19 protein-coding genes are annotated in these 20,177 nt (G+C 71.6%); 12 read left to right on the forward strand and 7 right to left on the reverse strand.

Annotated elements, in window-relative coordinates:
• Positions 1–2: 2 nt before the first annotated feature.
• From JOD65_RS10110 to JOD65_RS10160, 11 genes are read left to right on the forward strand one after another with little or no spacing between them, the layout of a single operon-like run.
• Positions 3–1,049: an LLM class flavin-dependent oxidoreductase gene (locus tag JOD65_RS10110; RefSeq protein ID WP_191196595.1), complete on the forward strand. Its 1,047-nt coding sequence runs from the start codon at positions 3–5 to the stop codon at positions 1,047–1,049.
• Positions 1,046–2,254 (forward strand): CaiB/BaiF CoA transferase family protein, encoded by a 1,209-nt coding sequence (locus JOD65_RS10115; protein WP_191196596.1) that lies wholly within the window; start codon positions 1,046–1,048, stop codon positions 2,252–2,254. Before JOD65_RS10110 ends, JOD65_RS10115 begins: the two co-directional genes overlap by 4 nt.
• Positions 2,251–3,591, forward strand: coding sequence for an MmgE/PrpD family protein (locus JOD65_RS10120; protein ID WP_191196597.1), 1,341 nt, complete (start codon positions 2,251–2,253; stop codon positions 3,589–3,591). The genes JOD65_RS10115 and JOD65_RS10120 overlap by 4 nt, the downstream gene beginning before the upstream one ends.
• Positions 3,588–4,439 carry a RidA family protein gene (locus JOD65_RS10125; RefSeq protein WP_191196598.1) on the forward strand — a complete coding sequence of 284 codons (852 nt, stop codon included), beginning with the start codon at positions 3,588–3,590 and terminating at the stop codon, positions 4,437–4,439. Before JOD65_RS10120 ends, JOD65_RS10125 begins: the two co-directional genes overlap by 4 nt.
• Complete coding sequence (locus JOD65_RS10130; protein ID WP_191196599.1) at positions 4,436–4,903, forward strand: MaoC family dehydratase; 468 nt, start codon at positions 4,436–4,438, stop codon at positions 4,901–4,903. The genes JOD65_RS10125 and JOD65_RS10130 overlap by 4 nt, the downstream gene beginning before the upstream one ends.
• Complete coding sequence (locus JOD65_RS10135; protein WP_191196600.1) at positions 4,900–5,289, forward strand: MaoC/PaaZ C-terminal domain-containing protein; 390 nt, start codon at positions 4,900–4,902, stop codon at positions 5,287–5,289. The genes JOD65_RS10130 and JOD65_RS10135 overlap by 4 nt, the downstream gene beginning before the upstream one ends.
• Positions 5,286–6,434 carry an acetyl-CoA acetyltransferase gene (locus JOD65_RS10140; protein ID WP_191196601.1) on the forward strand — a complete coding sequence of 383 codons (1,149 nt, stop codon included), beginning with the start codon at positions 5,286–5,288 and terminating at the stop codon, positions 6,432–6,434. The genes JOD65_RS10135 and JOD65_RS10140 overlap by 4 nt, the downstream gene beginning before the upstream one ends.
• A complete protein-coding gene (locus JOD65_RS10145; RefSeq protein ID WP_204811092.1) occupies positions 6,431–6,853 on the forward strand; it encodes a Zn-ribbon domain-containing OB-fold protein in 423 nt (140 codons plus the stop codon). Before JOD65_RS10140 ends, JOD65_RS10145 begins: the two co-directional genes overlap by 4 nt.
• Positions 6,850–8,010, forward strand: coding sequence for an acyl-CoA dehydrogenase family protein (locus JOD65_RS10150; RefSeq protein ID WP_191196602.1), 1,161 nt, complete (start codon positions 6,850–6,852; stop codon positions 8,008–8,010). The genes JOD65_RS10145 and JOD65_RS10150 overlap by 4 nt, the downstream gene beginning before the upstream one ends.
• On the forward strand, positions 8,000–8,848 hold the full coding sequence (locus JOD65_RS10155; protein WP_307821070.1) for an HpcH/HpaI aldolase/citrate lyase family protein: 849 nt from the start codon (positions 8,000–8,002) through the stop codon (positions 8,846–8,848). The genes JOD65_RS10150 and JOD65_RS10155 overlap by 11 nt, the downstream gene beginning before the upstream one ends.
• Before the next feature lie 18 nt (positions 8,849–8,866).
• Entirely contained in the window at positions 8,867–9,664 is a 798-nt protein-coding gene (locus JOD65_RS10160; RefSeq protein WP_191196603.1) for an SDR family oxidoreductase, read from the forward strand.
• A gap of 91 nt (positions 9,665–9,755) precedes the next feature.
• Here the strand turns inward: JOD65_RS10160 and JOD65_RS10165 are convergent, their stop codons facing one another.
• The 7 genes from JOD65_RS10165 to JOD65_RS10195 all read right to left on the reverse strand — a co-directional run bounded on the left by JOD65_RS10165 (position 9,756) and on the right by JOD65_RS10195 (position 18,392).
• Positions 9,756–11,222 carry a dihydroorotase gene (locus JOD65_RS10165; protein ID WP_191196604.1) on the reverse strand — a complete coding sequence of 489 codons (1,467 nt, stop codon included), beginning with the start codon at positions 11,220–11,222 and terminating at the stop codon, positions 9,756–9,758.
• Positions 11,219–12,637 carry an MmgE/PrpD family protein gene (locus JOD65_RS10170; protein ID WP_224747955.1) on the reverse strand — a complete coding sequence of 473 codons (1,419 nt, stop codon included), beginning with the start codon at positions 12,635–12,637 and terminating at the stop codon, positions 11,219–11,221. The genes JOD65_RS10165 and JOD65_RS10170 overlap by 4 nt, the downstream gene beginning before the upstream one ends.
• A gap of 74 nt (positions 12,638–12,711) precedes the next feature.
• The gene (locus JOD65_RS10175) at positions 12,712–13,533 is read right to left on the reverse strand and encodes a cyclase family protein (RefSeq protein ID WP_191196605.1); all 822 of its coding nucleotides are present in this window, start codon (positions 13,531–13,533) and stop codon (positions 12,712–12,714) included.
• Positions 13,530–14,723 (reverse strand): CaiB/BaiF CoA transferase family protein, encoded by a 1,194-nt coding sequence (locus JOD65_RS10180; protein WP_191196606.1) that lies wholly within the window; start codon positions 14,721–14,723, stop codon positions 13,530–13,532. The genes JOD65_RS10175 and JOD65_RS10180 overlap by 4 nt, the downstream gene beginning before the upstream one ends.
• Positions 14,723–15,439: a hypothetical protein gene (locus JOD65_RS10185; RefSeq protein WP_191196607.1), complete on the reverse strand. Its 717-nt coding sequence runs from the start codon at positions 15,437–15,439 to the stop codon at positions 14,723–14,725. Before JOD65_RS10185 ends, JOD65_RS10180 begins: the two co-directional genes overlap by 1 nt.
• A gap of 25 nt (positions 15,440–15,464) precedes the next feature.
• Positions 15,465–16,754 (reverse strand): DUF4437 domain-containing protein, encoded by a 1,290-nt coding sequence (locus tag JOD65_RS10190; RefSeq protein ID WP_191196608.1) that lies wholly within the window; start codon positions 16,752–16,754, stop codon positions 15,465–15,467.
• 75 nt (positions 16,755–16,829) lie between these two features.
• Positions 16,830–18,392, reverse strand: coding sequence for a class I adenylate-forming enzyme family protein (locus tag JOD65_RS10195; protein ID WP_204811094.1), 1,563 nt, complete (start codon positions 18,390–18,392; stop codon positions 16,830–16,832).
• Between the two features lie 198 nt (positions 18,393–18,590).
• On the opposite strand from JOD65_RS10195, the gene JOD65_RS10200 reads away from it, so the two are divergent.
• Entirely contained in the window at positions 18,591–20,090 is a 1,500-nt protein-coding gene (locus JOD65_RS10200) for a purine-cytosine permease family protein (RefSeq protein ID WP_191196609.1), read from the forward strand.
• The last annotated feature ends 87 nt before the right edge of the window (positions 20,091–20,177 follow it).

Genomic DNA, 20,177 nt, shown 5'->3' on the forward strand with positions numbered 1-20,177 from the left:
GCGTGCGGATCACCTTCGGCCCGTGGGGCGAGACGCTGGGCGAGGTCGCGGACGCGGCGCGAGCCGCCGAGGACGCCGGGGCCGAGGTCGTCTGGGTGCCCGAGCTGCACCGCAGCGCCACGGTCGGCGCGGCCGCGCTGGCCCAGGCCACCAGCACCACCGGGGTGGGGACCGCGATCGCGCTCGCCTTCACCCGGAGCCCGATGGTGACGGCACTGGAGGCCCTCGACCTCGACGAGCTCTCGGGCGGCCGGTTCGTGCTCGGCCTCGGCACCGGCGTGCAGCGGCTCAACGAGGACTGGCACCACGTCACGTGGGGCAAGCCGGTGACCCACCTGCGCGAGACCGTTCGCAACATCAGGGCCTTCTGGGCAGGCTGCACCAGCGGTGAGCCCATCGCGCTCGACGGTGACCACGAGCCGATGCAGATCCGGGGCTACCGGCGCCCCTACCCCGTCCTGAGGACGGACATCCCGGTCTACCTCGCGGCCATGGGCCCGGCCATGACCCGGCTCGCGGGCGAGATCGGCGACGGCTGGATCTCCCACGAGCTGATCTCCCCGGACTACCTGCGCGACCTGATCCTGCCCGAGCTCGAGGCCGGGCTCGCTCGCGGTGACCGGCCGCGCGATGCGCTGGACGTGGTGACCTCCGCCTGCTGCTCGGTGGACGCCGATCCGCAGGTGGCCCGACGCCGCTCCGCCGGGATGGTCGGCTTCTACGCCTCCGTCCGCACCTACGCCGACTTCTTCGCCTTCCACGACCTCGCCGACGAGCAGGCCGCGGTCGTGGAGGCGTTCCGCGCCGGGCGCGGCGCCGGCGACCTCGCGCATGCGGTCGCCGACCGGATGGTCGACGCACTCACCCTGTCGGGAACCCGCGACGACGTCGCCGAGCGACTCGCCGCCTATGACGGCATCACCGACAGCATCAAGCTCACCCCGCCCACCCACGGGCTGTCCGCCGCCGAGACGCGGGCCGCCCAGAAGGAGCTGATCGCGCTGATCGCCGACCTGACCGGAGCCTCCGGAACCGGGGCACTGCGATGAGGCCGTTGGAGGACGTCCGGATCCTCGCCGTGGAGCAGTACGGCGCCGGGCCGTTCGGGAGCGTGCACCTCGCCGACCTCGGTGCCGAGGTGATCAAGATCGAGGACCCCCGGGTCGGTGGCGACGTGGGCCGCTATGTGCCGCCGTACGCCGAGGGCGAGGACTCGCTGTTCTTCGAGGCCTTCAACCGCAACAAGTCGAGCCTCTCGCTCGACCTGGCATCTCCGGCCGGCCGCGCGGTCTTCGAGGACCTGGTGAGGACGAGCGACGCGGTCTACAGCAACCTGCGCGGCGACGTCCCGGCGAAGATCAGGATCACCTACGACGACCTCGCGCACCTCAACCCCGCGATCGTGTGCTGCTCGCTGACCGGCTTCGGCATGACCGGTCCACGGGCCTCGGAGCCCGGCTACGACTACGTGCTCCAGGCGCTCGGCGGCTGGATGGAGCTGACGGGTGACCCGGACGGCCCCCCGTCGAAGTCCGGGCTGTCGATGGTCGACTACAGCGGCGGCTTCGTCGCCGCGATCTCGCTGCTGGCCGGCATCCACGCCGCACGCCGCGACGGCATCGGCATGGACTGCGACGTCAGCCTCTACGACACCGCCATCGGCATGCTCACCTACCCTGCCGCCTGGCACCTCAACGCCGGCTTCCGACCGACGCGGATGCGTCACTCCGCCCATCCCTCCCTGGTGCCCTTCCAGGCCTTCGAGGCCAAGGACGGCTGGCTGGTCGTCGGCTGCGCCAAGGAGAAGTTCTGGCAGCGACTGACGGTCGTCATCGAACGTCCGGAGTGGGCGAGCGACCCTCGCTTCGCGACCTTCGCCGACCGTGACCGCAACCGGGACGTGCTGCTGCCACTGCTCGAGGCGATCATCGCCGAGCGCACCGTCGCCGAGTGGCTCGAGCCGCTGCGCACGGCATCGATCCCGCACGCTCCCATCAACGACGTGGCCGCCGCACTTGCCGAGCCGCACACGATCGCACGCGACCTCCTGGTCGAGACCGATCACCCCCGGTACGGCGTCATCCGCCAGGTCGCCTCACCGGTCCGGGTCGGCTCGGAGCCGCCGACCTACCGACGTGCGCCGCAGCGCAACGAGGACGCCGCCAGGATCCTGGGCGAGGTGCTCGGCTACGGAGCCACCGCCATCTCCGACCTCGCCGCCCGCGGTGCCTTCGGGGACGTGGCCCCGGCATGACCGTGACCTCCGACCTCGCGGCGTGGGCCCTGGGCCTGCACCACGACGACATACCCGAGGAGGTGGCCGCGGCCGCCCGCCGTCACCTGCTCGACGGTCTCGGTTGTGCGGTCGCGGCCGCGCGGCGGGGGCTGGCCGACCCCGCACTGACTGTCGCGGCCGGCCTCGGAGGTCCGCCGGAGGCCACCTTGCTGGGGCGTGGCACGCGGGTCTCTGCCCCGGCGGCTGCGCTCGCGACCGGCACCCTCGTGCACGCGCTCGACTTCGACGACACGCATGCCGGCGGGCTGGTGCATGCGACGGCCGTCGTCCTGCCGGCCCTGCTCGCCGTCGGCGAGGAGGTCGGCGCCTCCGGTGACGAGGCACTGGTCGCCGCGGTGATCGGCTTCGAGACCGTCTGCCGGATCGGCGGTGCCGCACCCCACGCCTTCCACCAGCGCGGCCTGCACGCCACGCACGCCTGCGGCGTCTTCGCCGCGGCGCTGGTGGCCGCCCGACTGCTCCGCCTCACCGAGGCCCAGACCGTCGATGCCCTGGGCATCGCCGGCAGCTCGTCGGGGGGACTGCTTGAGTTCCTCGCCACCGGATCCGACACCAAGCAGCTGCACCCGGGGCTGGCCTCGCACGCTGGCATCCTCGCGGCGCGCTTCGCCGCCGCCGGGGCGGACGGACCCGACTCGGTGCTCGAGGGCGGTCGAGGGCTCTACGCCGCGCACGCCGACGGGCAGGCGGACCCAGCGCTGGTCGTCGCGGACCTCGGCGTGCGGTGGGAGACCACGCAGATCACCCTCAAGCCCTACCCCGCCTGCCAGCTCATGCACGCGGCGCTCGACGCCGGCCTGCGGACACTGGTCGACGGACCGCTCGATCCCGCCCGGGTGCACACCGTCACCGTGGAGGTGCACCCCGACAGCGCCGCGATCGTCTGCGAGCGTGACAAGGTCGTGCCGCGCACGGCCTACGACGCCAAGTTCTCCCTCCCGTGGAGCCTGGCCGCGCTGCTCACCGACGGTGGCGTCGGCGTCGACACCTACGCGCGGGACTCGCTGGACCGGCCGGCCGTCGCCGCCCTCGCCACCCGCGTACGCGTCCACGAGGTGCCGGACCCCCGCGTCGCCGCGGACGCGCCGAGCCGGGTGGAGGTGGTGCTGGTCGACGGCGAGATCCGCACCGGCCGGGTCGAGCGCAGCGCCACGGCCTCGCCGACCACGAAGCTGGGCGGCAACCTCGGTTGCGCAGATGCCACCGCGGCCCTGACCGCCGCGGTCGACACGTTGGACCTGACCGCCCTGATCGCCATGGCCAACCGGCTGGCGACTCCCGAGGAGGATGCATGAGCACCGTCGAGTACGTGACCGTGGGTGCGCTGCCCGCCTACGACGACCTGCGCTCGACCGACGACGTCGTGACGACGATCGTGGTCGAGTCCTTGCCGGACGGGTCGTCGTACCGTGCCGAGGTCGGCGCGCCACCAGTGGGTGCGGGTGCCGTCGTGCTGCCGACCGTGCTGCCGGTCGACGCGCGCGGAGTGGTCGTGCACGAGGGGGACTTCGTGGGCCAGTACGCCTGGTGCCTGGAGGAGGCCGACCGGCGGCTGCGTGCGCTCGGACTCTCCCTCGACGCGGTCGTCACCACCTACGACTACAGCACGCCTGCGACCCGCGACGTCTACCGGCGGACCCACCGTGAGCGGAAGGACCGGCTCGGGGGTGCCGGTGTCTTCCCGGGGGCCGGAGGCATCCTGATGTCGCGGCTGCACCGGCCCGGGATCCTGGTCGCCCTCGACGTGACCGCCTCGCGGCTCCCGCTGAAGGCCGTCAACCCGGGCTGGACGCGCTACGAGACGCTGACCTACACCCCGGGTGTGCTGGCCGGTGACACGCTCTACATGAGCGGGTTCGCCGCCCTGGACATGGTCACCCAGGAAGCGCTCTTCCCGGGTGACTCCGCGGCGCAGTCGGAGGCGACGTACGCCGCCGTGCAGGAGGTGCTCGACGCCGCCGGTGCGACGGCGGACCAGCTGGTGCACGTGCTGGAGTACGTCTGCCCCGACGGCGACTCCGCCGAGATCGCATCCGCGCGCGAGGCGCGCTTCCCGGGTGCGAAGTCGTCGGTCGCCGGGTGCGCCGGGCTGCTGCGACCCGAGTTCCTCTTCGAGGTCTTCCCGACGGCGGTGGTGGTGTGAGCCTGCTGAGCGAGGAGGTCCGCGCGCTGGTCGGGCGGACCGCGACGTACGTCGCACCCGAGCCGCTGGGGCGCGCGGCGATCCGCTACTTCGCGATGGCGACCGGTGACGACAACCCGTTGCACCTCGCGGGTGACCTCGCTCCTCCCACGCTGGTGTGCGAGACCAACCAGTTCGTGGACCTTCCGCGCGACGTCAACGGCTTCGCCGGGCACGGCTGGGGCTTCCACCTGCCCGGCACCCGGGAGGTGCGCGGTGGCAACTCCTACCGCTTCCACCGGCCCGTCCGGCCCGAGGACGTCGTCACCACCCACTGGGAGGTCACCGACGTCACCGAGCGCGTGACGGGTGGCGGCCAGGCGATGGTGATCGTGACGTCGCTCGCGACCTACACCAACCAGGAGGGCCACCTGCTCGTCGAGAACGAGGAGACGCTCATCTACGTGGAGGTGCCCACGCGATGACGACAGGGACCGAGATCTCGCTCGAGCGCACCGTCGAGCTGGCCGACATGGTCGCCTACGCCGGTGCCACCTGGGACTGGCACCGGCTGCACTACGACAGCGCCTGGCTCGCCGAGCGCGGCCTGGACCGGCCCGTGGTCGACGGCCAGCTCTTCGGCGCCCTGCTCGCCGAGATGGTGCTGGACTGGGCCGGTCCGGGTGCCACGCTGAGTGCATTGTCGTTCCGGTTCAACAGCTTCGTGTTCGCGGGGGAGCGGGTGCGCTGCGCGGGCCGGGTGACGTCGGTCGAGGACGGCGTGGCGACGCTCGAGTGCCGCGTCGAGGTCGTCGGCGACCAGGCGCGCGTCGCCGTCGCCCCGGCAGCCGCGCAGGTACGGCTGCGATGAGCACCGCAGTCGCCATCGTCGGAGCAGCCGAGTCGGACCTCGGGTCCACGGGCCGCTCGATCCTCGGCCTGCAGACGCAAGCGGTGACCCGGGCCCTGGCCGACGCCGGGCTCACCCTCGCCGAGGTCGACGGCCTCGCGACCACCGGCGTGGGTCGCTTCTCCGCGACCCAGCTCGCCGACCACCTCGGCCTCGCACCGACCTGGACCGACTCGACCTTCGCGGGAGGCAGCGCGTTCGAGATGTTCGTCGCCCGGGCGACCCAGGCGATCCGCGACGGCCAGTGCACGACGGTCGTGATCTCGTTCGCGTCCAACCAGCGCTCGGCCCGGTCGCGCCGGCTCGGTGGACTGTTCGAGCCGTGGGCGCCCGAGGCCCAGTTCGAGGAGCCCTACGACCCGCTCTACCCGGCGTCCTACTACGCGATGGCCGCCCAGGCCTACCTGCACCGCTACGGCGGCAGCCGCGAGCAGCTCGCCGAGGTCGCCGTCGCGGCGCGGGAGTGGGCGCTGCTCAACCCGGCGGCGTACCGCCACGAGGCCGGCCCGCTGACGGTCGCCGACGTCCTGGACGCCCCGATGGTCTCCAGCCCGCTCACGGTCGCCGACTGCTGCCTGGTCACCGACGGCGGGGGAGCGGTCGTGCTCACCTCCCTCGAACGCGCCCGGGACCTGCGCCGTACCCCCGTGGAGGTGCTCGGTTACGGCGAGCGCACCACGCACACCTCCTTCACGACGGTGGCGGACCTGGCGGTGCCAGGTGCAGGAGGCGCGGCCGCCGACGCCTTCGCCCGAGCCGGCGTCACCGCCGACGACGTCGACGTGCTCGAGGTCTACGACTCGTTCACGATCACCGCGGCGCTCAGCATCGAGGGCCTCGGCTTCTGCGGTCCCGGCGAGGTGCTCGACTACATCGCGGACGGCCGGATCCGACCCGGCGGCGCCCTGCCGTTGAACACCAACGGCGGCGGCCTCTCCTACTGCCACCCCGGCCAGTACGGCGTGCTGCTGCTCGTCGAGGCCGTCCGGCAGCTTCGGGGTGAGTGCGGTGATCGCCAGGTCGCCGGCGCCGAGATCGCCGTCGCCCACGGCACCGGCGGCATCCTCTCGACCCACGCCACGGTCGTCCTGGGGGCGGCCGGATGAGCGAGCCCACGACGACCTTCGTGCCCGGCGAGGTGCCGCCCGCGGACGAGATGACCGCGGCCTGGTGGGATGCGACCCGCGAGCACCGGTTCACCGTCCAGGCGTGTCCTGCCTGCGACCACGTCCAGCACCCTCCCCGGTCGCACTGCACGCGCTGCGGCGGCACCGGACCGCTCATCCCTCGCGAGATCTCGGGTGCGGGCACCGTCGACACCTTCACCGTCGTGCACCGCGGTCCGCGGGCCGACGTCGAGACGCCCTACGTTCTGGCGCGCGTGCGGCTGGCCGAGGGCCCGGTCGTGCTCACCCGACTGCCGTCCGAGCCGCAGGTCGGCGACCCCGTCACCGTCGGCTGGGTGGACCTGCCCGACGGTCGGTCGCTCCCCGTCTTCCGTCCCACGACCCAGGAGTCCGCATGAGGTTCGAGCTGGACGAGGATCAGCGCGCGTTCAAGTCGCTGCTGCGCACCTTCGTCGACAAGGAGATAGTCCCCGTCGCACGGGAGTGGGAGGCCTCGGGGCGCTACCCGACCGAGATCGTGGACCGGATGAAGGAGATGGGCCTCTTCGGCATCACCGTGCCGGAGGAGCACGGCGGCCTCGACCTCGACCCGGTCTCCTTCGCGCTGGTCTTCGAGGAGATCGCTCGCGGATGGATGGGCATCGCGGGCATCCTCGGCAGCCATTCCCTTGCCTGCCGGCTGATCTCGATGCACGGCACGGAGGAGCAGAAGCAGGCCTACCTGCCCGGGCTCGCCACTGGTGAGCGCCGCAGCGGCATCGGCCTCACCGAGCCCGACGCCGGCACGGACCTGCAGGGCATCCGTACGACCGCCCGCCTGGACGGCGACCACTACGTGGTCAACGGCGCGAAGACGTGGATCACCAACGCCCGCCACGCGAACCCGCTGCCGGTCCTGGTCAAGACCGACCCGGGCGCATCGCCCGCCCACCGGGGCATGAGTGTGCTGCTCATCGAGGCCGACACCCCCGGCTACGAGGTCACCAGGGACATCCCGAAGCTCGGCTACAAGGGAACCGAGTCCTGCGAGATCTCGCTTACCGACGTGCACGTGCCGGTGAGCCGGCTGGTCGGCGGCGTCGAGGGCCGCGGGATGCAGCAGGTGCTGTCGGCCCTGGAGTGGGGGCGGGTCAACATCGCCGCCCGCTCGGTGGGCATCGCCCAGCGCGCGCACGACGAGGCACTCTCCTACGCCCAGCAGCGCAAGGCGTTCGGTCAGCCGATCGCGGAGTTCCAGGCGATCCAGCTCACGCTCGGCGAGCTCGGTACCCAGGTGCAGGCGGCGCGGCTGATGGCCTACTGGGCCGCCGATGCCGTCCGGCGAGGCCGGGCCGACGGCGCCACCGGCATGGCCAAGATCTTCTGCTCGGAGGTGGCCCTGCAGGCCGCGATCGACGCGATGAAGGTGCACGGCGGCTACGGCTACTCGACCGAGTTCGAGGTCGAGCGGCTCTACCGCGACTCGATCCTGATGAGCATCGGTGAGGGCACCAACGACGTCCTTCGCACGGTCGTGGCGAAGTCCCTGATCAAGGGGGAGACCCGTGTCGGTTGATGTGCGCACCTGGCTGGCGCGATCCGCGCTCTACGTGCCCGGCGATGCCGAGGACAAGCTCCGCCGGATCCTGGAACGGGGGGCGGACGAGGTCATCATCGATCTCGAGGACGCTGTCGCGCCGGCGGCGAAGGACCGTGCCCGCGAGACCGTGCGCATCTGGCTGCACGACCTGCCGGTCCTGGACGACGTCGCCGTCTGGGTGCGGGTCAACCCGGGTGCGCTGCGAGAGGCCGACGTCCGCGCAGTGGTGGGAGCCCCGGCCCTGACCGGTCTCATGCTCGCCAAGACGGAGTCCGTCGACGAGCTCGTCGAGCTCGACGCCCTGCTGTCGTCGCTCGGCTCGACTGCGGGCGTCGTGCCCCTGCTGGAGAGCGCCAGGGCGGTGCTCCGCGCCGGAGAGCTGGCGGAGGCGCCGCGGGTGCACCGGCTCCAGATCGGCGAGGCCGACCTCCGTGCCGACGTCGGGATCACACCGGGTGCCGACGACCGCGAGCTGCTCTACGCCCGCTCGCACGTCGTCCTGGCGTCCACGGCTGCGGGCATCAAGCCGCCGATCGCACCGGTCTCCACCAACTTCCGTGACCTCGGTGCGTTCCGGGAGTCGACCATCGAGCTCGCCCGGCTTGGATTCGTCGGCCGCGCCTGCATCCACCCCGGCCAGGTCGCGGTCGCCAACGAGGTCTTCACCCCGACCGGGGACCAGGTCGAGGCGGCCAGGCGCCTGGTCGGGCAGTGGGAGCTCGCCGGTGCCGGCGTCGCCGTCGACGATGACGGCGACTTCGTCGACGAGGCCGTCGTACGCCATGCCCGATTGACCCTCGCCCGAGCCCGCTGACCACGACCAGGAGTGACCATGACCAACGCCGTCATCACCGGAAGCACCAAGGGCATCGGCTTCGCCCTCGCCCGCGAGCTCGTACGGCGCGGCCACAGCGTCGCTGTCTCCGGCCGTGGTCGCGATGCCGTCGACGAGGCGGTCGGGAGGCTCCGTCCCGAGGCCACCGGTGACGCCGCGGTGATCGGCGTACCCACCGACGTCACCGACCCCACGCAGGTGCAGGCACTCTGGGAGGCCGCCGCGTCGGCGTTCGGCTCCGTCGACCTCTGGGTCAACAACGCAGGTGTGGCCTACACCAACCGGACGATCCTGGAGACGACCCCCGAGGAGGTGGCGACGATGGTCGGCACCAACATGCTCGGCACCATCCACGGCGCGCAGGTGGCCGTGCGCTCGATGACGGCGGCCGGTCGCGGTCAGGTCTTCAACATCCTCGGCGGTGGCAGCGACGGCTCCGTCCGGCCCGGCATGGGTGTCTACTCCTCGACCAAGCGCGGTCTCGACCAGTTCACCCGGGCACTGGTCAAGGAGGTCGACGGCACCGCGGTCCGGGTCGGCCAGGTCCGCCCGGGGATCCTGATCAGCGACGGCTGGCTGCGCGAGGCGGCCAGCCACCCTGACGCCGTCGCCAGCCAGCGCAGGATGGTCAACATCCTCAGCGACCACGTCGACGACGTGGCGCCCTTCCTGGTCGACCAGATGCTGGCGAGCAGGAAGAACGGGGCCGAGATCGCCTGGCTGACCTCCGGCCGGATGATGAGGAAGTTCCTGCGCGGCGCCAAGGACGACAAGCTCGCGCGCTACGGCCTCTGAGGGCGCGGTGGCTTCGGGGCGCGCCTCGTGGAGGACGCGCCGCCGACAGGCTCGGGGGGAGACCCGTCGGCGGCGCGTCGATCGAGGGCCTTCAGGCGGTCGGCCGGCGGAGGTAGCGACCGACGCGCTGCCCACCGACGACGCCGTCGGTCATCACCTGGTGTCCCCGCACGAAGGTGTCGGTCACCTTGGCGGTGAGCTCGGTGCCCTCGAACGGCGTGTACTCCTGGGCCGACTCCGACTCCGCGGCGCGCACGGTCCAGGTGTGTGAGGTGTCGACGAGGGCGACGTCAGCGTCCAGCCCGACGGCGATCGCACCCTTCGTGTTGCCGAGGCCGTAGCGGGCCGCGGGGTTGGTGGCGGTGAGCTCGGCGATCCGGCCGAAGGAAAGACCCCGCCTCGAGCCCTCCGTGACCATCCCGGCCAGGAGGTACTCGGCGCCACCGAAGCCGGACTTGGCCACGAAGACGTCGTCGCGATCCGCGCCGAACTTCATCTCCTCCTTGCAGCAGGCATGGTCGGAGACGACCCAGTCGATCGTGCCGTCGATCAGGTAGGCCCACAGCGCCTCGACGTCCTCACGCGGACGAAGCGGGGGATTCACCTTGCCCCCGACGCCGTGCGCGGTGTCGCAGTCGGCGAGCAGGTGGCCGACGGTGACCTCGCGGCGGAAGTCGATGTGCGGGAACGCGTCGGCCATCCGCAGGGCGGCGTCGACCGCTTTGCGCGAGGTCAGGTGCAACAGGTTGATCGTCGGCAGCTCGGTCTCGTGCGCGAGGTAGGAGGCGATGGTGACCGCCAGGCCTTCCGAGTGCGGTGGACGCGAGGCGTGGTAGGCGGGCAGGCCGGTGAGCGTGCCGTCCTCCTCGACGAGCTGGGTGTACGCCGTCATGATCTCCGCCGTCTCGCAGTGCAGCGACAGCGAGATCTGGTCGGCGATGTCGGGGAACTTCTCCCGCGCGGCCTGGATCCCGCGCATCACGAACTCGAAGTGCGCGTAGTCGTAGCGCTCGCCCTCGGGCGTCATCAGGAACGAGCTCTGGTCGGCGCTGCGACCGTGCAGCCCGTGGCTGCCGTAGAACATGAAGACCTTGAACGAGGTGACGCCGTGCTCGGCGACGAGCGCGGGGATCTCCTCGATGTGGCCGCGGCTCATCGGCGCCAGGTGGTAGGCGTAGTCGATGACCGCGCGACCCTCGGTGAGGTCGAGCACCTCGGGGAAGAACGAGGCGTAGTCGCCACCCCTGTTGAGGTAGTACTGACCGGTCCGCATGTAGGAGAGCGCGGTCGTCACCCCACCCTGGGCCGCGGCGCGGCTCTCGCTCAGCGCGTCCTCGGGCAACGGGTTGTAGATCCCCCAGTGCTGGTGGGCGTCCACCACGCCGGGGAAGGCCGTGCGCCCACGGCCGTCGACGATCCGGTCGGCGAGGTCGTGGGAGAGGCCGGCCTCGATCCTGGCGAACCGGCCGTCCTTGATGCCGAGGTCGACCACCTGCGGGTCGTCACACCCGGGCAGGACTGCCGAGACGTTGGTGATGATCAGGTCCAGCTCGCTCATGGGGTCTCCTCGGGGACGGACAGGCGGGACAGCGGGGTCAGCAGGGCACGGACGTCGGAGGCTCCGCGCAGGTCGGCGACGCTTCGGCGGACGGCGTCGGCGGCCGGCGGCGCCAGCCGAGCCGCGACGTTGTCGGCGAACTTGACGGCCAGCTCGTCGTCGCTCAGAGGCCGGGCCGGTCCGCCGCGGTTGGTCAGCACCTCCTCGACCAGCTCCTCGCCAGAGGTCGTGCGGAGCGTGACCACGGCCGGAAGCTGGTGGGGGTAGATCGCGTCGCACCGGGGGTCGGCCACCACCTCGACCCGCGCCATCAGCGCGCGCCGCCGCGGATCGCGGGCGAGGTCGTCGGTGAAGTCGTCGAGGCCCAGGCCCAGGCCGGACCCGCCGAGCAGTCCGGCGACCACGGCGTACGGGCCGCTGAACTGGGCCTGGTAGCCGGTCGCCGGCGCACGCTTGACCTCGATCGGCTGTCCGATCGTGCGGATGACCGCGCTCGCGACCCCCACCGTGATCGAGGAGACCTGCTCGGGACGCACGCCGCGTGCCCGGAAGGCGAGGCCGGCGTCGATCGCCGCGTGGGTGAAGTGGTTGGCCGGGTAGGGCTTGAAGAAGATGCCGGGCACCGACCAGTCACGGCATCGACCATCGGGGTCGAGCCCGTCGGTGACCGCGCTCGCGAAGAACCGCCCGTGCAGCCACGCCTCGAAGAAGCCGAACCTACCCTCGAGCACGGTCGGAGGTCCGGTGAAGCCGCGGCGCACGAGCTGCGCAGCCGTGACGCCGGCCTGTGCCGCTAGCCCGCAGTGCAGGCGCTTCACGGTGCCGCCGGTGCGGTTGGCCTCGATCACGCCCGACGCCATCGAGGCGGTGAGTCCGAGCGCGTCGACGACGCCGCGCTCGTCGGCGCCGTGGAGCAGGCTCGCCGCCACGGCGGAGCCCATCGCGCCCGTGATGGAGGTGGCGTGCTGGCCGTGCTCGAAGAAGACCGAGTTGCCGAGGCGTTCGTCGTAGCCGGCCATCCCGAGCCGGACGGCGACCTCCAGCCCGACCGCGATCGCGCGGACCGTCTGCTCGCCGGTGGCACCGACGTGCTCGGCGGCGGCCAGCGCTGCCGGGACCACACTGGCGCTGGGGTGCAGGACCGACGGCAGGTGGGTGTCGTCGTAGTCGAGCGAGTGCGCGAGCACGCCGTTGGTGAAGGCGGCCTGCGCGGCGGTCACCTGCTGCGGCACGCCGACCGCGGTCGCCTGCGCGTGACCGCCCTGGTCCAGAACGTGTCCGATCGCGGCCGCACTGGTGGGCAGCCGATGGGCGGCGACGCAGAGGCCGAGGACGTCGAGCACGCGCTGCTGGACGCTCGCCGCGACGTCGTCCGGGACGCCGTCCTCGGCCGACCGGACGGCGAAGGACGCCAAGCGCTCCGAGAGGGTCCGTTCCGAGGGTGTCTGTTCGTGCCCCTGCCCCCGCCTCACCTGCTCGGGCAGTGTGCTCACGCGCCGACCACCGCCAGTGGCCGGACCGGCGAGCCGGTTGCCCCGAACAGGGGCAGCGGGGAGAGCACGAAGCAGAACTCGTGGATCCCGTCTCGTGCGAGCTCGTCGAGCACCATCGTCTCGACGATGTAGATCCCGTGCTCGACCAGCAGCACCCGGTGGGCCGGGAGCAGCCCGTGACCCGCACCCGGAGCCAGCCGCTCGAAGGCGATCGTGTCGGCCCCGACCGCGTGGACCGCGTGCCCGGCCAGCCAGACCGCCCCGGCCTCACCCACGCCGGGCACACCCGACGCCTGCCCCATGAACAGCTGGGGGTCGCTGTCGAAGTGGCACCCCCAGCCGCTGCGGACCAGGACGACGTCGCCGGCGCCGATGGTGATCCCCTGTCGCTCGATCGTGGCCTCGAGGTCCTCCACGCGGATCTCGTAGCCCGGCTCGAGGCACTCCACGCCCAGCGCAGAAGCCACGTCGAGCAGCACCCCACGGCGCACCATCGGCTCGATCGTGTGCGCGCCGAGGTCGACGTAGCGGCCTCCCTGCAGCGCGGTTGCCGCGTCCAGCCCGCCGTGCAGCAGGCCGTCCTGCGAGACGTGGGCGAGGGCGTCGATGTGGGTGCCGACGTGGGTGCCCATCGAGATCATGTCGTTGGCTGCCGAGCCGCCGTCGGCACGGACCATGTCCCCGTGCCGACGGGGGAGCGCGTGCCAGTACGCCGGATGGTTGGGCGACTGGGGCATCCCCACGGTCAGGGTGCGGCCGAGGTCGACGACCCGTAGCCCGGACCTGATGGCGTCGAGCAGGGCGGTGGTGGCGTTCATCGGATCACCCCTTGGTCGCGGAGGCGGTCGAGCTCGTCGGCGGGTACGCCGAGCTCGCCGAGGACGGCGTCGGTGTCGGCCCCGAGGTCGCGGCCGGTGAAGCGGATCCGGCCGGGCGTGCTCGACATCCGCCACATCACGTTGTGCTGCAGCACGGGCCCGAGGTCGTCGTCGGGGACCTCGGTGAGCATCCCGGTCTCGCGCACGTGTGCGTCCTCGACGAGGTCGCGGGCGCTGTAGACCGGGGCGATGGCGGCGCCGGCGCCGGTGAACGCCTCGACGACCTCGCTGCGGCTTCGGGCCGCGATCCAGCTGCCCACGTGGTCGTCGAGCAGGTCTGCCCGCTCGGCCCTGGTGTGCCCGGAGGCGAACCACGGCTCGTCGATCACCTCGGGGTGACCGACCAGGCGAAGCACCCGCTCGGCGATCGCCTGCGCGCTGGTGGACACGGCCACCCAGTGGCCGTCGTTGGTCTCGTAGGCGTTGCGCGGGGCGTTGTTCGTCGAACGGTTGCCGTGCCTGGCGCCGATGGTCCCGAGCTGCTGGAAGACCGTGGGGCCCGGCCCGACCGCGGTCATGATCGGCTCGAGCAGGCTCAGGTCGATCACCTGTCCCTGGCCACCGTTGCGCTCGCGGGCCAGCAGCGCCATCGAGATCGCGGAGGAGGCGGCGATGCCGCAGATCGAGTCCGCGAGGCCGAAGGCCGGCAGCGTCGGGGGGCCGTCGGCCTGGCCGGTCAGGTGTGCGAACCCGCTCATCGCCTCGGCCAGCGTGCCGAAGCCCGCGCGGGCCGCGTACGGGCCGGTCTGGCCGAATCCGGTGATCCGCGCCAGCACCAGCCCGGGGTTGACCTCGTGCAGCCGTTCGGGGCCGAGTCCCCAGCGCTCGAGCGTGCCCGGACGGAAGTTCTCGACGACCACGTCGGCGGTGGCGACCAGGCGGAGGAACACCGCGGCGCCCTCTGGCGTCGACAGGCTCAGGCCGACCGCCCGCTTGTTGCGGGAGATCTCCTTCCACCACAGGGGAGTCCCCTCGCGGGAGGGGCCGTGGCCGCGCATCCCGTCCCCGGCCACCGGGTGCTCGATCTTGACGACGTCGGCGCCGAAGTCGCCGAGGATCTGGCAGGCGAGCGGACCGGCGAGGATCGTCGAGGCGTCGATCACCCTCGTCCCGGCCAGCGGGCCGTCCATCAGAACGCCGTCGATCCGGGCTTGATGACCCCGAGCGCGGCCGCGAGCAGCACGAGGGACCAGATGGCATAGACCCACGGCTCGCACCGTCGGATCGAGCCGAGGATCGCCCGCTCGACCTCGGGCGTCGAGCCGGAGGTGACCAGGGTGCCGAACGCGGGCCCGAACGGCAGCAGCTGTCGGCGGATCATCACGCCGCAGAAGATGCACAGGGCGTAGGCCGCGACCTTGGCGCCCAGCCACCGCGGATTCGTGTCGACCCCGAACGGATCGGTGGCGACCAGGGTGTAGACCGCGGCGGCGAGCAATCCAGCGCTCAGCGCGTAGCGGACCACCAGGTCCGCACGCTGGGAGAGCCGGGCAAGGGGGGTGTCGCCGCCGCGGTAGTCGATGAGGGACACGGTCAGCCAGGTCAGCCCCGCCACCCACACCAGGGCGAGCAGCCAGCCATGCACGAAGAACTGGTCTCCGAGAGGTCCCCAGGCCATCAGGGTGATCCCGCTCGGGAGGAAGAGCACGAGCGCGACGCGCGGCGCGATGTCGACGCCGTGCATGATCTTGGTCGACACCGCGCGGGCCTCCGGTCCGAGGTCGGAGCGCAGGATGTAGCGGCTGGCGTAGTAGACGCCGACGTCGCCGCCGAGCCAGTACGCGAACAGCACCACGTGGAGCAACACGGCGAAGCTGTGGCCGTCGAAGCCGTGCACGGCCTCCATCAGGCTCCCTCGGTCATCGTGCGGCTCACATCCCGTCGCCGTCCCAGCGGCCGCGGGAGCGGCTGCGCACCGGGAGGCTGGAGATGATCGGGGCGGGGATCGGGTCGCCGTCCTTCCAGCTGACCCGGGTGCCCCAGTTGTGCGCGTGCTCGTTGGTGCGCTCGTCGGGGTGCTCGACCGCGCGCCCGGCCCAGCCCCAGTCGAGGTCGACCACCTCGCGGGCCTGCTCGCCGGCCTGGTGGTCGTGGTCGTGCTCGTGCTGGTGGTCGTGGTCGTGGTCGTGACCGTGGTCGTGACCGTGGCCGCCTTGCAGCTGGGCGGCGTCCATCGCCTTCATCACGGCCAGGATCGAGGGATCGGTGCCGGTGCCCTGGTGCTTGACGGGGGAGTTGTGCTGGCCCTGCTCGACCTGGAACTGCCACGCCGCCCTCATCTGGCGGATGTCCTCGTCCGTACGCCACGGAGTGGCCAGGTCGTGGGTCGACGAGGACCAGCGGGTCGGCGGGTGGGGGTCCTCGTCCAGGCCCTCGGCGGTGTAGTTGACGCCGTCACCGCCCCACCGCACCCACTCGTTCTGGGTGTACCAGTTCTTCAGCTCACCGTCGGAGCGCAGCAGCCAGGTCGCGCCGCCCTCCATGGTGGTGAAGTGGCCGTGCTTGACCCGGGCGGGCCGGAAGAAGTAGGTGCCCAGGTCGAGGGTGCCGAAGTTGTACTCCATGTGGCCCTGGGTCGTGTAGGCCTCCTCGTAGCACGGGTGGTGGGCCAGGCGGTGGTCCGACCAGCCCTCCTGGGCGTGCACGAGGCGGGTGTAGAAGCCGGTGACCGGGTCGACGTGGAGGTACTTGATGAACAGGCCGGGCATCGGGCCGGGGTTGGGGACCGCGTCCCACCTCATCGCGTCGGAGTCGATGACGATGAGGTCCTCGCGGGCCTCGGCCCACCGCTGCGCGCCGCCGAGGGAGTCGACGGGGTCGAAGCCGGCGTCGCCGTACTCGCGGTAGTGGAGGAGCCGGGTCCCCTCGGCGATCTTGAGGTAGTCGACCGGCACGCCCCGGGGTGCGTAGACGTAGCCGCCCTTGCCGATCTTCTGGCCGCCGTAGTCGATCTGGCCCTCGAGCACGTAGTACTCGGTGTTGGCGTGGTGGATGCCGGGGCCACGGCCCCAGTCGGTGTGGAAGTCGACGCGCAACGAGGACGAGCCGTCCTCTTCGTCGACCGAGAGCCGGCGCTCGCTCGCGCGGCCCTCGCCGCCGGGCAGCTCGGCGGCGTGCCAGACGTAGTCGTCCTCCTGGATCAGCTCGACGTGCGGACGCACCGGACCTCCCTCGCGGATGGGTGCGTCCGGAAGCGGAAGCACAATTCGTATATCATATTGAATCAGGCGGTCGGGTCAAGCATCAATTGACTCGGCCCTGTGTGAGGTGTGCCGTCGGCGTAGCTCACCCTTGAGCACCTTCCCGGCGGCGTTGCGGGGCAGCGGGCCACTCGCGCGCCAGCTGCGGGGCACCTTGAACCCCGCCAGCGACGCGCGGCAGTGCGCCTCCAGAGCGGCAGGATCGAGATCGGCGCCGGGTCGTAGCACGACGTACGCCACGACCGTCTCGCCCCACGTGGCGTCCGGAGCACCCACGACGGCGGAGTCCGCGACCGCAGGGTGCCGAGCCAGCACCTCCTCGATCTCGCGGGGGTAGACGTTGACGCCGCCGGAGATGATCAGGTCCTTCTTCCGGTCGACGATCGAGACGTATCCCTCCTCGTCGAGGGTGACCAGGTCGCCGCACGTCATGAACCCGTCCTCGGTGGTGCAGGCCGCTGTTGCGTCCGGGTCGTCGTGGTAGCCGTTCATGAGGTACGGCGAGCGACTGAACAGCTCGCCCGGCTCGCCCGGCGCGACGGGCTCTCCCGCTTCGTCGACCACGCGGATCTCGGTGAGGTACCACGGGTGTCCGACCGACCCGGGCTTGCGCCGCTGGTCGACCGGTCGGAGGTTGGTCACGATGCCGCCCTCGGTGGAACCGTAGAGCTCGTGCACCCCGCAGGCCGGGAACTGCTCCATCACCCACTCCTTCAGTGCCCACGGGAGCGCCGAGGCGTTGAAGTAGAGCGTGTCGAGGCTGGCGATGTCCCGGCGCCCCACGGCGCCCTCCCCGAGCGCCCTGATCATCTGGGCGTGGGTCGGCACCAGGAACGCCGACTGCACCCGGTCGCGCTCGACGAGGGCCAGCACCTCCTCGGGGTCCCAGGCGCGCAGCATGGTCACGGTGCCCCCCGTGAACACCGGCGCGAAGCCGAACGCGAAGCCGGCGCCGTGGTACATCGGGGCGATCGCGGCCGAGACCCGGCCGGTGCCCAGGCCCCACTCCAGTGCGCTCATGTAGAAGGTCAGTGCCCGGCTGCGGTGCGAGATCACCACGCCCTTGGGTCGCCCGGTGGTGCCCGAGGTGTAGGCGATGCAGAAGGGATCCTGCTCACCCACCACGACCCGTGGATCTGTCGCCGACGAGGAGGCGAGCACGGTCTCGTAGGCCGGGCCGAGCCGGGTTCCGCCGATGCCGAGGGTCGGCAGGCCGGCCTCGACGACCAGGTCCCCGACGACGTCGGCCAGCGCGTCGTCGAGCACGAGTGCCCGTGCATCTGAGTGCTCGACGACGAATCGGGCCTCGATGGGAGTCAGCCGCGGGTTCAACGGCACCATCACCAGTCCGGCCTTCGCGATGCCCGCGGCCACCTCGGGGTACTCGAGTCGATTGCCGAGCAGGACGGCGACGCGGTCACCGATGCCCAGCCCGATCCCGAGCAGCCACTGGGCGAGCCTGCTGGCCCGCTCGTCGAGGGCGGCGAAGGTCAGGGTCCGGTCGCCGTCGATCACCGCCACCGCGTGCGGCGTCGCGCGGGCGAACTCGCGAACCCCGCCCGCGATCGACATCGGGGCACCCCCAGGCAGTATCGACACGGCAGCTCCTCACGTTGTCGTAGCAGAATATATGATCTAGACGTCATGTGGGACGAGTCGGACGGTTCGACATGCGCAGCGGCAACGACTTGCCCGTGATCCCCGGAGACGCCCACGTCCGGGTCGTGCACCCGACGAGCACGGCCCTGTGGGCACGCCGCGCTTCCTCCCGGTCGTCCCGTGCGCGACGATCAGGTCATGAGTGAGACAGCGACTTCCGGTTCGGGGCTGGAGCAGACCCGACGGCTCGGCGTCGAGACGACCGGCATCGAGATCATCGAGGAGTCCGAGCGGACCGCGCGCCCGCGGGACCTGTTCTGGCCGTGGTTCGCGGCCAACGTGTCGGTGTTCGGCATCAGCTACGGCTCGTTCGTGCTGGGCTTCGGCATCTCCTTCGTCCAGGCGGTCGTCGTCACGGTCGTCGGCATCGTGGTGTCGTTCGCGCTGTGCGGCGTCATCGCGATCGCCGGCAAGCGCGGCTCGGCGCCCACGATGGTGCTGAGCCGGGCCGCCTTCGGCGTCAACGGGCAGAAGGTGCCCGGCGTCGTCTCCTGGCTGGTCTCCATCGGCTGGGAGACGTTCCTCGCGATCCTCGCCGTGCTCGCCACGGCCACGATCTTCGACCAGCTCGGCTGGTCGGGCGGGACCACGACGCAGGTGGTCGCCACCATCGTCGTCGCGCTCCTCATCGTCTCGGCCAGCGTCGCCGGTTACCACGTGATCATGCGGATGCAGTCGGTGCTGACGTGGATCACCGGCCTCGCCACCATCGTCTACGTGGTCCTCACGCTCGACGAGATCGAGTGGTCGGCGGTCAGCGCGATCCCCGACGGCAGCGTGCAGCAGATGGTCGGCGCACTCGTCATGGTCATGACCGGCTTCGGCCTCGGCTGGATCAACATCGCCGCCGACTGGTCGCGCTACCAGCACCGTGACGCCCCGGGCGCCGCCATCGTCGGCTGGAACACCTTCGGCGGAGCAGTGGCCCCGGTGCTGCTCGTCGTGTTCGGGCTGCTGCTCGCGGGCTCCTCCGACGAGCTGTCCGCCGGGATCGTCGCCGACCCCATCGGCACCCTCGGCACGCTGCTGCCGACGTGGTTCCTCGTGCCGTTCCTCCTCGCCGCGATCCTCGCCCTCGTCAGCGGCGCGGTGCTCGGCATCTACTCCTCGGGCCTGACGCTGCTCTCGCTGGGCGTGCGCATCCCGCGGCCGGCGGCGGCGTTCGTCGACGGCGTCATCCTGACCCTCGGCACGATCTGGGTGGTCTTCTTCGCCGAGGACTTCCTGGGCCCGTTCCAGAGCTTCCTGATCACCCTCGGCGTCCCGCTGGCGGCGTGGGCAGGGATCATGATCGCCGACATCGCGCTGCGCAAGAGCGACTACGACGACGAAGCGCTGTTCGACCCGGCGGGTCGCTACGGCTCGGTCGACGTCACCTCGCTCGCCACGATGGTCGGCGCCTCGGTCCTCGGCTGGGGCCTGGTCGTGAACAACTTCGCCACCGACGCCACCTGGAACAACTGGCAGGGCTTCCTCATCGAGCCGCTGGGTCTCGGCACGTACGTCGACGACCCGGCCGGCCCCTACTGGGAGGGTCCGTGGGCGTACGCCAACCTCGGCGTGCTGCTCGCGCTCGTCCTGGGCTTCGGCGTGACGTTCGTGGCCCGGCGCGCGAAGGTCCGCCGCCAGGAGTCCTGAGCTGCGACACGCCCGGACTGCACGTTGAGTCTCCTGGAGACTCACTGCACAGTCCGCGTGGGAACACGCAGGTCAGACGCCGTGTTG

This window comes from Nocardioides cavernae (assembly GCF_016907475.1).
GTDB lineage: Bacteria > Actinomycetota > Actinomycetes > Propionibacteriales > Nocardioidaceae > Nocardioides > Nocardioides cavernae.